Below are 13,270 nucleotides of genomic sequence, written 5' to 3'. Positions count from 1 at the left end.
CTGCGGGCACCGCAGGCCCGGGTCCGTCAGCCTGAAGCTGTCAGCCCGGGGACTGCCGGCCCGGGGACTGCCGGCCCCGCGGTCAGGCACCGGGCAAGGTGACCCGGATGACGGCCGGCCGGTCGCCGGCCAGGGTGGTGCGGATCGCCTCGGCGAGCTCGGTGTCGATGGCATCAGCGCTGATCGTCACACCGCGGGCGCCCATCGACTCGCCGAGGGCGGCGAAGTCGGGCCGGTGCAGCCTGACGGCATAGGGGTCCATGTCCCGGTCCTCCATCTGGTGTTCGATCTCCGCGTAGCCGCCGTTGTCGACGATGACGAAGGGGATCGGCAGCCTGAGTTCGACGGCGGTGACGATCTCCTGGATGGAGAACATCGCCGCACCATCGCCGACGACGCACACGACCGGCCGAGGCGGGGCGGCGAGCTTCGCTCCGATCGCTGCCGGGATGCCGTAGCCCAGGGTTGCGAAGCCTGGCATGTACAGCAGCTGGTCCGGGGTGTGGGCAGTCAGCGCGTGCACCGTGCCGTCGTAGGTGATCTGCGAGGAGTCACCGGCGATGATGACATCGGCACCGGCGGCTGCGGTGATGACCTCGTGCAGGTGCACGTTCGTCGACGCGAAGTCGAAATCGGCCTGGTAGGCCTCGGTGAGCGCCGTGGACCGGTTCTGTCCGTGGCGCTCGCCGGCACCGTGCAGCGCTTCATGCTCCAGCAGCGCGGTGAGGAAGTCGGTGCAGTCGGCGAAGGCGTGGATGTTGCCGCGCAGGTTCTTGTTCAGCTGATCGGGGTCGATATCGCAGCGGATGACCGTCTGCGCGGCCGTGGAACCGGCCCCAGCCTCCGCGCCGTCGGCCGCACTGTCGCCATCGGTACCGATGCGCCCGCCCCACAGGTCGGAATCTGCCAGCTCGGAGCCGAGCACGAGCAGCACATCAGCCTCGGCCGAGGCGCGCTGGATGGCCGGGAACCTGACGTTGGCGCCGAGTGAGAGTGGATGGTCCTCATCGAGGATGCCCTTGCCGTTGGCGGTCGTGACGACCGGCGCGTCGAGCGCCTCGGCCAGCGCCCTGACCTCGGCAGCAGCCCGGCGCGCCCCGCCGCCTGCGACGATGAGCGGCGTCCGGGAACCGGCCAGCGCCTCGGCGGCGGTGGCGACCATGTCCATGTCGAGTACCGGGCGGCGCGGGGCCTGCGGGGCCGGGACGGCACCCCACCACTGGCCTTCGAGCACGTCGAGGGGCACCTCGATGTGGACCGGTCCGGGCCGTTCGGAGGCGAAGAGCGCGAACGCATCGGCCACCGCCTGCGCGGCGCCCTCGGCGGTGCGGGTGCGACGCGAGGACACGAGCAGGTGCGACAGCGCCCCGGAGGAGTCCTTCGTCTCGTGCAGCATGCCGATGTCAGCGCGTTCCAAGCCGATCGGCACACCGGGGGAGAGGATGAGCATCGGCCGCGATTCGGCGTAGGCGGTCGCCGCGGCGGTGATGACGTTCGTCAGCCCCGGCCCCGAGGTGGTGATGACGACCCCGGGCTTGCCGGAGACGAGGAAGTACCCGTCGGCCCCGTAGCCGGCGCCCTGTTCGTGGCGCGGGGTGATCGCCCGGATCCCGAAGTCGGGCAGGTGCCGGTAGAACTCCAGGTTGTGGGTGCCGGGGATCCCGAAGATCATGTCGACGCCGTGGGCGGCCAGCGCTGCGACGACGGCCAGGCCGCCGTTGTGGAAGCGCTTTTCCGTCGCCGAGGCGGTGGTCGCCGCGGCCAGTGTGGTCTCCTGGGTCATGCGTCCTCCTTCCCGAAGCCGAGGCCGGTCGCGGCCGGGCCGCTGGGTTCGCTGTGTCCGCCGGCATCGGCGGCCCACAGGCTCAGCAGCTCGTAGCCGAGCTGGGCTGCGGCCAGGCCGGTGATCTCGGCGTGGTCGTAGGCGGGGGCGACTTCGACGATCTCAGCGCCGACGACGTTGAGGCCCTGCAGTCCGCGCACGGCGTTCATGAGCTCACGGCTCGTCAGCCCGCCGGCTTCCGGGGTGCCGGTGCCAGGTGCTGCGGCCGGGTCGAGGACGTCGATGTCGATGGAGATGTAGACCGGGGCATCGCCGAGGCGGCGGCGCATCCGGGCGACGATGTCGGAGACCGGGGAGAACTGGAAGTCATCGGAACGGATGATCTGGAAGCCGAGCACCTCATCGTCTTCGAGGTCTTTGGCACCGTAGAGCGGGCCGCGGATGCCGACGTGCATGCAGCGCTCCAGATCGAGCAGACCCTCTTCGCTGGCGCGGCGGAACGGGGTGCCGTGCGTGTACGGGGCACCCATATAGGTGTCCCAGGTGTCGAGGTGGGCGTCGAAGTGCAGCACGGCGATCTTCCCGTGGGTCTTGGCCACCGAGCGGATGTTCGGCAGGGCCAGGGTGTGGTCGCCGCCGAGCGTCAGCAGCTTCGCGCCATCAGCGCGCAGCGCATCGGCGTTGTTCTCGACGGTGGTGATGGCCTCTTCGATGTTGAAGGGGTTGACGCCCAGGTCGCCGCAGTCGGCGACCTGCTGAGCGGAGAACGGGTGCATGCCGGTGGCCTGGTTGTATGGGCGCAGCAGCTTCGAGGACTGGCGGATGTGGGCCGGGCCGAAGCGGGCGCCGGGCCGGTAGCTGACACCGGCGTCGAAGGGCACGCCGAGGACTTTGACGTCGATCGGCGCGCCGGGTCGGGCGGCCTCGACCTCGTCGATGCGCGGCAGCAGCCCGAAGGTCGGCGGTCCGGCAAACCGGGGTGTCAGGCTGTAGTCCGCTGGACCCAGCGGGGTGGTCTCATTCGTCATCGCGAATCCTCTCTCGTCTCGGAATGCTCGGCCGCGTGCGCAGGCAGCTCTGCCCGCTGACGGCAGACCCACCCTACGGGTATGTGCACAACCACCGATATGTCCACCATGGCAGGGTGTGGGCAATCACAGTCCACCACGGATAGAATCAGCGTTGTGGTCACTCTTGGACAGCTGCTCTCCCTGCCCGAACTGCACCTGCAGGTCGTCTCCGATCCGCCAGGCTGCCGCAGCGCACCGGTGACGATCGTGCACTCGTCCGAGCTGCCCTCGGTCGACCAGTGGCTGGCCGGCGGCGAGGTGCTGCTCACCATCGGCGCGCTGCAGGACCTCGACTCCCCGGACGCCGCCGACTACATCCGCCGCGTCCACGCCGCAGGAGCCGTCGCACTGGGCATCGGGCTCGGCGAGCACCTGCCGAACGCCCGCGCGCCCGAGCAGCTCATCACCCACGCCCGCGCGGTCGGGCTGCCGCTGTTCATGGTGCCCGAACCGGTGCCCTTCGTCGCTGTTGTCGAGGCTTTCACCCGTCTGCGCGAAAGCGAATCCGCCCACGAGGTCTCAGCGCTCGTGCGCACCCAGCGCCGCTTCGCCACCGCCTTGGCCGCCCGCGGCACGAACGCCCTGCTGGCCGAGATCTCCCGGGCGCTTGGCGCCCCGGTCGCGCTCGCCTCACCGACCGGCCGGCTGCTCGGCACCACCGAACGTGTGGCCGCCCGCCAGGGGCTGCCGGGCCTGTTGCGCGAGGAGCTCATCACCGCTGCCGCCGCCGGTGGGACCGCGCCCCGGCTGCTGCGGGCCACCGCGCCCGAGGTGGTGGCCGGTTCGGATCTGGAGGCGATCCCGGTCGGCTCGGAGACGGTGACCGGTTGGCTGCTCACCCCGGTCGCCGGCACCCGGCCCGGTGGGGACCGGCACAATTCTCGCACCCTGCTGCTGGCGACCGCGGCAGCGCTGCTGGCGCTGCAGGACACCCGGCTGGCCGATCGCCGAGAGCTGGCCGCACAGCTGTGCACCGGGCTCATCGGGGCCGATGAACTGCCTGAGCGCTTCGCAGATTCCACCGGCTTCAGCCTGCCAGCCGCGCTGAGCTTCGCGATTGCCGGCGGCGAGCGGGCGGCAGAGCACAGCGAGGAAAGCGGGGCGAACTCCCGATTCGACGCGCTTCTCACCGATCTCAGCCCGGGCGTGTTCCACCATCCCACCACCTCGGGAACGGCGCTCATCTGCCCGCCAGGGCTGCGCGGCTTGGTCGAGGCCATCTGCCGTGCGCTCGGCATCCCGGTGACCGATTGGTCGGACGGCACCCCCGACCAGGTGCATGATCGGTGGCATGAGTGGCGCTACGGTGCTGGCGATCGCCGCTCACAGCTGGGGCAGCTGCTCGCCTCTGTCAGCCGCGAGGCCGCCGCCGATTTCGTCCAGCGCACCCTCGGCCCGCTCACTGCAGCCGATGACGACGGGATCCTCATGCGCACTTTAGAGCACTTCGCCTCAGCTGGCGGCAACCGTGATGCGGTCGCTCAGGCCCTCGGCGTGCACCGCCACACGGTGCGCGCCCGGCTGGAGCGGATCCGCCAGATCCTCGGCTACGACCCGCGCGAACCCGGCCACCTGCAGGCGATCGGCATCGCCTTCCTGCTGCGCGAGACCACCACAGCCCACCGCTGAGACCCGGCCCCGGCCGCAGCCATGCGGCTGTGCGGGCGCCTCGTCACCAGGGTTTGGTGTCGCTGCCGCTGCTGTTGTCGCCCCGGTCGTCCTCATCGTCGCGCTGACGCTGGTCGGCCTCCCGGTTGCGCTCCTCGAGCTCACGCTGTTTGCGTTCGGCTTCGGTCTCCTGACCACCACCGTCGCTGCCATCGCCGCCAGAGCCCTCGCCGTCACCGGGCTCGCCACCGCCGCCGTCGCCGGAGTCGTCTCCGCCGTCACCGCCTTCGTCGTCTCCACCGGAGCCGTCACCGCCATCGTCGCCGCCGTAGCCACCGTCGCCGGGGTTGTTCATGTCCTCCTGGGACTCATCGATGCGCTGTTCGGACTCGTCCATCTGCTGGTCGCTTCTGCTGCCTTCCGGCCGACACTCCTCAGGAGCCTCCTGGAGGGTGGTGCGGGCCAGATCGAACTTCTCATTGGCCTCATCAGTGCTCTCAGCGGTCTTGAACTCCTCGGCCTGCTGCTCGTAGACGTAGGAGAGGTTGACCCGCACAGCGCACTCATCGCGCACCGGCGTGAGGTCGAGGGCGCGTTCGAGCAGGGGCTGGGCATCGTCGTAGCGGCTTTCGGCGGCTGCCACGGTGCCGATGTTGAACGGCGGCTTGTGGTGTTCGAAGAGGCTGATCTTCTCGAACCGCTTTGAGAGCCGGACAGTCTCGTCGTAGTCCGCCTGCTTGTAGGCCCGGGATGCGCTGTGCAGCGTCCAGACGCACACAAGACTGTAGATGCACACGAGCGCCAAGGCAGCGCCCAGCGTCCCGCGGATGAGGTGCGGCCACAGCCGGCGGCGCGGCTTCTTCTCCGGTTCCGCGGTCGGCTTCGCCTGTGCATCAACCTTCGTTTCGCCTGGCTTTGTCTCACCCGGTTTCGCCTGCGCGGACTCTGCCGGCTGCTGTGCAACCGGATGCTTCTTCGGGTCCTGTGGCTGCCGGTCAGTCGAGTTGTTCACCGTGACCTCCTCAGCAGTGCGTAGAGTCGGTTGAGGGACCGGAACTGGCCCAGGGATCGCCCGGCGTCGACGGTCAGCAGCGCGATGACGCCGAGCAGCGGAATCCAGAAGTAGTCGCTGCGGCCGTCTGCGACGTGCTCGTCGTTGTGCTGCTCTTCCAGCTCCGGCATCGTCACCGCCGCCTTCAGCTCGGTGCCGGCGGTGCGGTGGGTGTAGTCGACCCCGAGGTCCTTGGCGATGGCCTTGAGCTGGTCCTCATCGATGACCGACAGGGCATCCTTGCCGGTCTCCGGGTCCTGGATGTACTCAGGTGGTTCCGGATCGGTCGTGCTGCCGTCGATCGACCAGTCGAAGCCGGCGGTCTCCAGCATCCGCCCACCAGCAGAGGTACCGTAGCCGAACACCCCGCCGCCGTCGATGCGGTCGCCGATGTCGGCCAGCGACTCGGGCTGCTGATCGGAGGTCTGCTCACCGTCGCCGAAGTAGAACACGAACCGCTGGTTGTCCGGATGGTTCTCCTCGCTTTTGTCCAGCCGGGAGGCCAGCTCACCGCGGGCGGCGGTGACCGAGCTGCCGGTCGACGAGGTGGTCCGCTCCGGGCGCATCACCTCGAAAGCGGAGCGCACTGCGGCATGATCGGTCGTCAGCGGTACCCGCACGCTGGCACGGGAGTCGAAGGTGATGACGCTGACGCGCGCGCCTGGCAGCTGTTCGAGCAGCGCGTCGACATCGGCGCGCACACCCTCGAGCCGCGGCTTGTCGCCGTCCCAGTCTTCGGCCACCGCCGAGGCGGTGGTGTCGACGAGCAGGAATACGTCGGCTGCCGCGACGGGCACCTCGGTGGTGACCTCGGTCGGTACGCCCGGTCGCAGGCATGCGCCGATGAGGAGGGCGGCAGCGACGGCGCGCAGGATCCAGGCGATGCGCCGGCGGCGGATGAGGATCGCCAGGGTGATGCACCCGCCGATGAGCAGCACGGCGAGCACGGCCAGCAGCGGCCACGGCATGATCGGGGCGATGCTCATAGCCGGAACCTCCATGCGAAGACGAAGGCGATGATGACGCCGATGAGTGTGAGGGTCAGCGGCACGACTGGCCGGTCGTGGACAAGCGTGACCGGGGTGGCATCGGTCAGCTTGGCCTCCTCTTCCTGGATCGAGCGCACGATGCCGTCAACGGCGGACTGCCCGCCGAGTGAGTAGTGCTCCCCGCCGGTGCTGTTCGCGGTGTTCTTCAGCTCGTCCATCGGGCCGGCGCCGAGGAAGGAGAACGGCGGGGCGAGGGTGTAGACGCGGATGTCGCGTTCGACGGCGAGCTCGGTGGCCTCATTGAGCTGGTAGATCGGCACTCCGGCCAGTTCGTTGTCGGTGGCGAAGATGATCGAGCGGGAGCGCTCCTCGTCCTCCTTCTTGTCGAAGGAGCCGATGCAGGAGGCCAGCCCGTCGCCGATGAGTGAGGATCCGCTGACGTTCGGGTCGATGGTCCCGGCCATGAAGCCGGTGCCCTCGGTGCCCCAGGACTCGAAACCGTCCTTGGCCTCTTCGAGGAATTCGCGGACCATGTCGTAGTCGTCGGTGAGCGGGAAGACGGTCACGGCGGTGGAGTTGAAGACGGTCATGCCGATGCGCTCGCCTTGGAAGGAGTCGAGCATCTGGATGTAGGAGTCGACGATGTCGGCGTCGTAGGTGAGCATCGACCCTGAGGCGTCGAGGCAGAGTACGACGTCGCGGCGGTGCTGATCAGGGGTGATCGTCTGCACGGTCGAGGGCCGGGAGACTCCGACAAGCGCGCTGAGCAGCGGCAGCAGCGTGACGAGGAAGACCGCGAGTGCGCCGAGCAGCAGCCGCTTGCGGCCGCGGGCGAAGGCCGGCAGGGCGGTGAGCCGGCCGATGTGGGCAACCGGGACGCGGCCGTGGCGCTCGTGCTTGCGCGGCCGGGAGAGCAGCCAGATGAGCACGGCCAGGACGGGCAGGAGGGCTAAGGGCAGCCACCAGAATGTCAGGACCATCTGTCGACCAGCCCCCTCACACGCGCAAGCTGAGTGCCGGCGTTCGTCGGCTCCTCGCGGGCGAACTCATCGGCATACAGGCGCTCGACGACCTCGGCGACGGTGCCCAGCCGGAAGGCCTTGAGCTCGCGCAGGGTCATGTGCCGGATGTTGAGGTTCCAGGCGTCGCGGGCGAAGTCGCGCACGATCTCCGAGAGCCGGTGGGCGACCTCGCGGTCGGACAGCTCGCCGGCCTGCCAGGACTTCCCGACCTCGTCGACGGTCACCAGGTACTTGTGCCGGACGCGCTCCGGGACTCTGGCGGTGCCGCCACCGCGCAGCCCGGCGCGGTAGACGCGCGCGCCCAGCGGCCACAGCAGCAGCACGGCAGCGGCCAGCGCGGCGAACACGACTGCGGCATACCACCAGTCGCTGGGTCCCAGGGCCGGGTGCAGGCTAGCGGCGAAGAGCATGCTGTTTCCTCATGAGCCGGCGCAGCTGGCGCAGCGCGTGCCGGGAGTCGTCAACACGGACATGGGCGATGCCGGCCGAGCGGAGGAACCCCTCGGTGCGGTGCTTGCGTTCGGCCTCGGCGTGGGCGTACTGCTCAGCGAGCTCCTTGCCGCCGAGCAGCTCGTGCGGGATCGGCAGGTGCCGGTCATCGGAGATGTCGAAGGGCACCGCGCCGCGGCCGAAGCCGGTCAGCTGCGCATCGGAGACTGTCAGCCACATCATCTCGTGCTGGGCGCTCAGCCGGCGCAGCAGCGGCATGTCCTCACGCACCAGGCCGATGTCATCGGCGATGACGAGGAGCATCATCCGCCGCCTGAGGTGCTCTGCCGCCCAGGTCAGCTGCCTGCGCACATCCGAGGGGCGCCCGCGGCCGCCGGCGGACTGGATGCCGCGCAGCAGCTGCTCCAGGTGAGCTTCGGTGCCCTTGAGCCGGCTGGCCGCGGTGTGCTCGGCATCGCCGTGCATGAGCATGACGTCATCGCCGTGGCGCACTGCCAGATACCCGGTCATGCCCGCGAGCAGGATCGCCAGTTCGCGCTTGCTCTCACCGCTGGCGGCGATGGCATCGAAGTTGCGCCCGGAGTCGGCGATGATGCCCAGGGCGTGCCGGCGGTGGGCGACATAGCGCTTGACCAGGGGAGAGGTGTGCCGGGCGGTGGCCTTCCAGTCGATGTCGCGGATCTCGTCGCCGACGACGTATTCGCGCAGGTCATCGAAGTCCATGCTGTGGCCGTGGTAGATCGAGGCGTACTCGCCTTCGAGCAGCCCGCGCATCTTGCGGTGCGCGTGGATCGTCATGTTCGCCTTGACCTTCGTCAGCAGGGCAGTCATCACGGAGTCCTGATCGCAGCGAGCAGGTCGTTGATGATCCGCTCGACCTTGACGTCCTCGGCCACGGCCTCGAAGTTCAGCAGGATGCGGTGGCGCAGCACGCGGTGGGCGATGTCCTTGACGTCTTCGGGGATGACGTAGTTGCGCCCGCGGATCATCGCCAGAGCACGCGAGGCGTTGGTGAAGGCGATCGAGGCGCGCGGGGAGGCGCCGCACTCGATGAATCCGGCCAGCGGCCCGATGTAGCGGCCGGCTGAGCGGGTGGCGGTGACGATCTCGACGAGGTAGCGGCTAATCGCCGGGTCGATGTAGATGCTGCGCGCATAGCTGCGCAGCATGTGCACGTCTTCAAGCGAGCACGCCGGCGGCATCTTCGCGGCCTTGTCGAACACCCCGGCATCGAGCCGGCGCAGGATCTCCATCTCCTGGTCCGGGTTCGGGTAGTCGAGCAGATCCTTGAGCATGAACCGGTCGAGCTGGGCCTCGGGCAGCTGATAGGTGCCCTCCTGCTCGATCGGGTTCTGGGTGGCCATAACGAGGAACGGTTCGGGCAGCGGATAGGTCTTCCCGCCGATCGTCGTCTGCTTCTCCTGCATCGCCTCGAGCATCGCCGACTGCGTCTTCGCGCTCGAGCGGTTGATCTCATCGAGCAGCACGAGGTTGGCGTGCACCGGGCCGAGCTGCGTTTCGAAGGCACCGGTCGAGGAGTTGTAGATCTGGGAGCCGATGATGTCGCTGGGCAGCAGGTCGGGGGTGCACTGGATGCGGTTGAAGGAGGCCTCGACCGAATCGGCCAGCGCGGCAGCCGCCGTCGTCTTCGCCAGTCCCGGCACGCTTTCGAGCAGCAGGTGCCCGCCGGTCAGCAGTCCCAGCAGCAGGGTCTCGCGCAGCCGCACCTGTCCGACGACAAGTGAGTCGAGGTACTTCTGGATCCGTGACAGGATCGCCTGTGCCTGGGTGATCTCCTGCGTATTGGCCGGACGCTCATCGGGTGCCATGGTGCTCCTCATGTTGCCTGCCCGGGCCCGGCCCGGCGCAGCGGGGTCATCTGCGTGGTTCCCACACTATCGGCCGGCACTGACGTCTGGCTGACCGTGGTGTGACAGGCCTGCCACATGTGTGACATGGTCGGTTTTCCGGTCCCGAGGCGGTGGTCGCCTGCTGTGGCGCCGGCTGCGTGCCCATTGTGGGTCCGGTCACGCACCGACGGCGGGTCCGGTCACAGGATTCATGCCTGGCGGAGGGTCTGCGACACGCGGCTGAAAATATTCGCGAGAATTTTCAGCTGTGGATAGAGCGGCTCGTCAGGCGTGGGTGTTTGCCAGGCGCGGTTCGTGCCTGCCCGCATGTGTGCTGGTAAGCGAACTACACGCGTGTTGTTCACATGGTGTGGATGCCCGGTGTGGGCGGTGCGCACCGCTTGTGCAAAACCGTTGACCTGCCTCAAATCACACTGGTGTAACACATGATCTAGGGGTACGCTGGTGGGCAGACACAACATCTAGTGGTTGAACTGCCGGCGCGGGTCGATAGCTCCGATCACCGTCAGGACGGGGAGAGCACCGGATGGCCGCCCATCAGAACACCGCATCAGACACCGAATTCCTCTGGAGGAAGACGCCATGATCACCGTGTACACCAAGCCAGCATGTGTGCAGTGCACCGCAACTTTCCGCGCGCTTGATTCGCGGGGAATCGACTACCGAGCCGTCGACCTCACTGAGGAGCCCGGTGCGCTCGATGTCGTCAAGGCAATGGGCTACATGCAGGCTCCGGTCGTCGTGACCGACAGCGATCACTGGTCGGGCTTCCGCCCGGACAAGATCGCGACTCTCGCCGGCAGCGGAGCCGCTGCCTCTGTCGTGGCCTCGTGATGCAGTCGTGCTCGTCGTCTACTACTCAAGTGGATCTGAGTACACCCACAAGTTCGTCAACAAGCTGGACCATCCCGGCCTGCGGCTTCCCCTGCTGACAAAAGAGCCGACTCCCATCGTGGGTGAGCCCTTCGTGCTCATCACCCCTACCTACGGGGCGGGCAAGAACCGGGGAGCGGTGCCCAAACAAGTCGTCAAGTTCCTCAACGTCGAGGAGAACCGCAATCGTCTCGTCGGCGTCATCGGCGCAGGCAACACCAATTTCGGTGAGTACTACTGCGCTGCGGCCTACAAGGTCGCTGCCAAGTGCCAGGTGCCGCTGCTGTACAACTTCGAGTTGCTCGGCATGCCCGAGGACGTCGAGAAAGTCAACAAAGGATTGGATTCACTGTGTCAACAACCGTTGAAGACCGCGACCTAGAAGCGATCATCCGCGAGGAGACCGACCTCGACTACCACGCGCTCAACGCGATGCTCAACCTCTACGATTCCGAGGGACGCATCCAGTTCGCACGCGACCGTCAGGCGGCCCGGCAGTTCTTCCTGCAGCACGTCAACAACAACACCGTCTTCTTCCACGACCTCAAGGAGAAGATCGACTACCTCGTTGAGCACGACTACTACGAGAAGGAAGTCCTCGACCAGTACTCGTTTGAGTTCATCGAGAAGCTGTCGAAGCAGGCGTATGCCAAGAAGTTCCGCTTCCAGACCTTCCTCGGCGCGTTCAAGTTCTACACCTCGTACACGCTCAAGACCTTCGACGGCAAGCGCTACCTTGAGCGCTTCGAGGACCGCGTCGTCATGGTCGCGCTGTTCCTCGCCCGCGGTGACGAGCAGCTGGCGACCCAGCTGATGGAGGAGATCATCTCCGGTCGGTTCCAGCCGGCCACCCCGACCTTCCTCAACGCCGGCAAGCGCCAGCGCGGCGAGCTCGTCTCGTGTTTCCTGCTGCGCATCGAGGACAACATGGAGTCGATCGGCCGCTCGATCAACTCTGCTCTGCAGCTGTCCAAGCGCGGCGGCGGTGTGGCCTTCGCCCTGACGAACATCCGTGAGTCCGGTGCCCCGATCAAGAAGATCGAGAACCAGTCCTCGGGCGTCATCCCGATCATGAAGCTGCTGGAGGATTCCTTCTCCTACGCCAACCAGCTCGGCGCACGCCAGGGTGCCGGTGCCGTGTACCTGCACGCCCACCACCCGGACATCTACAGCTTCCTCGACACCAAGCGCGAGAACGCCGACGAGAAGATCCGCATTAAGACCCTCAGCCTCGGCGTCGTCATCCCGGACATCACGTTCCAGTTGGCGAAGAAGAACGAGGACATGTACCTCTTCAGCCCGTACGACGTCGAACGCGAGTACGGGGTGCCGTTCAGCGAGATCTCGGTGACCGAGAAGTACTACGAGCTCGTCGACAATCCGCACATCAAGAAGAAGAAGATCAACGCCCGTGAGTTCTTCCAGACTCTGGCAGAGATTCAGTTCGAGTCCGGCTACCCGTACATCATGTACGAAGACACCGTGAACCGCGCGAACCCGATCGACGGCAAGATCATCATGTCGAACCTGTGCTCGGAGATCCTCCAGGTCTCCTCGCCGAGCACCTACCATGCTGATCTGTCCTACGACGAGGTCGGCAAGGACATTTCGTGCAACCTCGGTTCCCTCAACATCGCCATGACGATGGACTCGGAGAACTTCGGTCGCACCGTCGAGACCGCCATCCGCGGCCTGACGGCAGTGTCGGAGGCTTCGAACATCGACTCGGTGCCTTCGATCGCCCGCGGCAACGACATGTCGCATGCGATCGGGCTCGGGCAGATGAACCTGCACGGCTACCTGGCTCGTGAGCGCATCCACTACGGCTCCGACGAGGGCCTGGACTTCACGAACATGTACTTCTACACCGTCGCCTATCACTGTGTGCGCGCCTCAATGCTGCTTGCCAAGGAGCGTGGCCGCGCCTTCGAGGGCTTCGAGCGCTCGAAGTACGCGACAGGGGAGTACTTCGAGAAGTACATCAAGGGCGACTGGACGCCGCGCACCGATCGCATCGCGCAGCTCTTCGCCGACGCCGAGGTGCACATCCCGACCCCGCAGGACTGGGAGGAGCTCAAGGCGCAGGTCGCCGAGCACGGCATCTACAACCAGAACCTGCAGGCCGTTCCGCCGACCGGCTCGATCTCCTACATCAACAACTCGACCTCGTCGATCCACCCGGTCGCCTCGCGGATCGAGATCCGCAAGGAGGGCAAGATCGGCCGCGTGTACTACCCGGCTCCGTTCATGACCAACGACAACCTGGAGTACTACCAGGACGCCTACGAGGTCGGCTACGAGAAGATCATTGACACCTACGCTGAGGCCACTCAGCATGTTGATCAGGGGCTGTCGCTGACGCTGTTCTTCAAGGACACCGCGAGCACCCGCGACGTCAACAAGGCGCAGATCTACGCGTGGCGCAAGGGCATCAAGACGGTGTACTACATCCGCATCCGTCAGCTCGCCCTGCAGGGGACGGAAGTCGACGGCTGCGTCTCCTGCATGCTGTGAGTCGGCACGAGGCAACCTCACCACATCTTTGAGTTATCA

The 13,270-nt window shown here is 67.0% G+C and carries 12 protein-coding genes; 4 read left to right on the top strand and 8 right to left on the bottom strand.

Annotated features, from left to right (window positions below; genetic code table 11):
- Positions 1 to 82: 82 nt before the first annotated feature.
- Positions 83 to 1,783 (bottom strand): thiamine pyrophosphate-dependent enzyme, encoded by a 1,701-nt coding sequence (locus tag HLA91_RS10070; RefSeq protein WP_170274563.1) that lies wholly within the window; start codon positions 1,781 to 1,783, stop codon positions 83 to 85.
- Complete coding sequence (gene speB, locus HLA91_RS10065) at positions 1,780 to 2,811, bottom strand: agmatinase (protein ID WP_102162949.1); 1,032 nt, start codon at positions 2,809 to 2,811, stop codon at positions 1,780 to 1,782. The genes HLA91_RS10070 and speB overlap by 4 nt, the downstream gene beginning before the upstream one ends.
- A gap of 156 nt (positions 2,812 to 2,967) precedes the next feature.
- Between speB and HLA91_RS10060 the strand changes: the two genes are divergently transcribed.
- On the top strand, positions 2,968 to 4,482 hold the full coding sequence (locus tag HLA91_RS10060; protein ID WP_170274562.1) for a PucR family transcriptional regulator ligand-binding domain-containing protein: 1,515 nt from the start codon (positions 2,968 to 2,970) through the stop codon (positions 4,480 to 4,482).
- 43 nt (positions 4,483 to 4,525) lie between these two features.
- Here HLA91_RS10060 and HLA91_RS10055 read toward each other — a convergent pair whose 3' ends face one another.
- Genes HLA91_RS10055 through HLA91_RS10030 form a run of 6 tightly spaced genes read right to left on the bottom strand, consistent with a single transcriptional unit; the run spans position 4,526 to position 9,802 of the window.
- On the bottom strand, positions 4,526 to 5,473 hold the full coding sequence (locus tag HLA91_RS10055; RefSeq protein ID WP_170274561.1) for a hypothetical protein: 948 nt from the start codon (positions 5,471 to 5,473) through the stop codon (positions 4,526 to 4,528).
- Positions 5,470 to 6,498: a vWA domain-containing protein gene (locus tag HLA91_RS10050; protein ID WP_170274560.1), complete on the bottom strand. Its 1,029-nt coding sequence runs from the start codon at positions 6,496 to 6,498 to the stop codon at positions 5,470 to 5,472. The genes HLA91_RS10055 and HLA91_RS10050 overlap by 4 nt, the downstream gene beginning before the upstream one ends.
- The gene (locus HLA91_RS10045) at positions 6,495 to 7,481 is read right to left on the bottom strand and encodes a vWA domain-containing protein (protein WP_170274559.1); all 987 of its coding nucleotides are present in this window, start codon (positions 7,479 to 7,481) and stop codon (positions 6,495 to 6,497) included. The genes HLA91_RS10050 and HLA91_RS10045 overlap by 4 nt, the downstream gene beginning before the upstream one ends.
- Positions 7,472 to 7,933, bottom strand: coding sequence for a hypothetical protein (locus HLA91_RS10040; protein ID WP_170274558.1), 462 nt, complete (start codon positions 7,931 to 7,933; stop codon positions 7,472 to 7,474). The genes HLA91_RS10045 and HLA91_RS10040 overlap by 10 nt, the downstream gene beginning before the upstream one ends.
- On the bottom strand, positions 7,917 to 8,804 hold the full coding sequence (locus tag HLA91_RS10035) for a DUF58 domain-containing protein (RefSeq protein WP_170274557.1): 888 nt from the start codon (positions 8,802 to 8,804) through the stop codon (positions 7,917 to 7,919). Before HLA91_RS10035 ends, HLA91_RS10040 begins: the two co-directional genes overlap by 17 nt.
- A complete protein-coding gene (locus HLA91_RS10030) occupies positions 8,804 to 9,802 on the bottom strand; it encodes an AAA family ATPase (RefSeq protein ID WP_170274556.1) in 999 nt (332 codons plus the stop codon). Before HLA91_RS10030 ends, HLA91_RS10035 begins: the two co-directional genes overlap by 1 nt.
- Positions 9,803 to 10,426: 624 nt before the next feature.
- Here HLA91_RS10030 and nrdH point away from each other — a divergent pair.
- Genes nrdH through nrdE form a run of 3 tightly spaced genes read left to right on the top strand, consistent with a single transcriptional unit; the run spans position 10,427 to position 13,231 of the window.
- The gene (gene nrdH, locus HLA91_RS10025) at positions 10,427 to 10,678 is read left to right on the top strand and encodes a glutaredoxin-like protein NrdH (protein ID WP_102162942.1); all 252 of its coding nucleotides are present in this window, start codon (positions 10,427 to 10,429) and stop codon (positions 10,676 to 10,678) included.
- A 7-nt stretch (positions 10,679 to 10,685) separates the two neighbouring features.
- Positions 10,686 to 11,099 carry a class Ib ribonucleoside-diphosphate reductase assembly flavoprotein NrdI gene (gene nrdI / locus HLA91_RS10020; protein WP_165883417.1) on the top strand — a complete coding sequence of 138 codons (414 nt, stop codon included), beginning with the start codon at positions 10,686 to 10,688 and terminating at the stop codon, positions 11,097 to 11,099.
- A complete protein-coding gene (gene nrdE, locus HLA91_RS10015) occupies positions 11,069 to 13,231 on the top strand; it encodes a class 1b ribonucleoside-diphosphate reductase subunit alpha (protein WP_170274555.1) in 2,163 nt (720 codons plus the stop codon). Before nrdI ends, nrdE begins: the two co-directional genes overlap by 31 nt.
- Positions 13,232 to 13,270: the final 39 nt, after the last annotated feature.

This window comes from Brevibacterium luteolum, assembly GCF_013004595.1.
Taxonomy (GTDB): Bacteria; Actinomycetota; Actinomycetes; order Actinomycetales; family Brevibacteriaceae; genus Brevibacterium; species Brevibacterium luteolum.
This window is presented reverse-complemented; position numbering and strand designations above follow the sequence as displayed.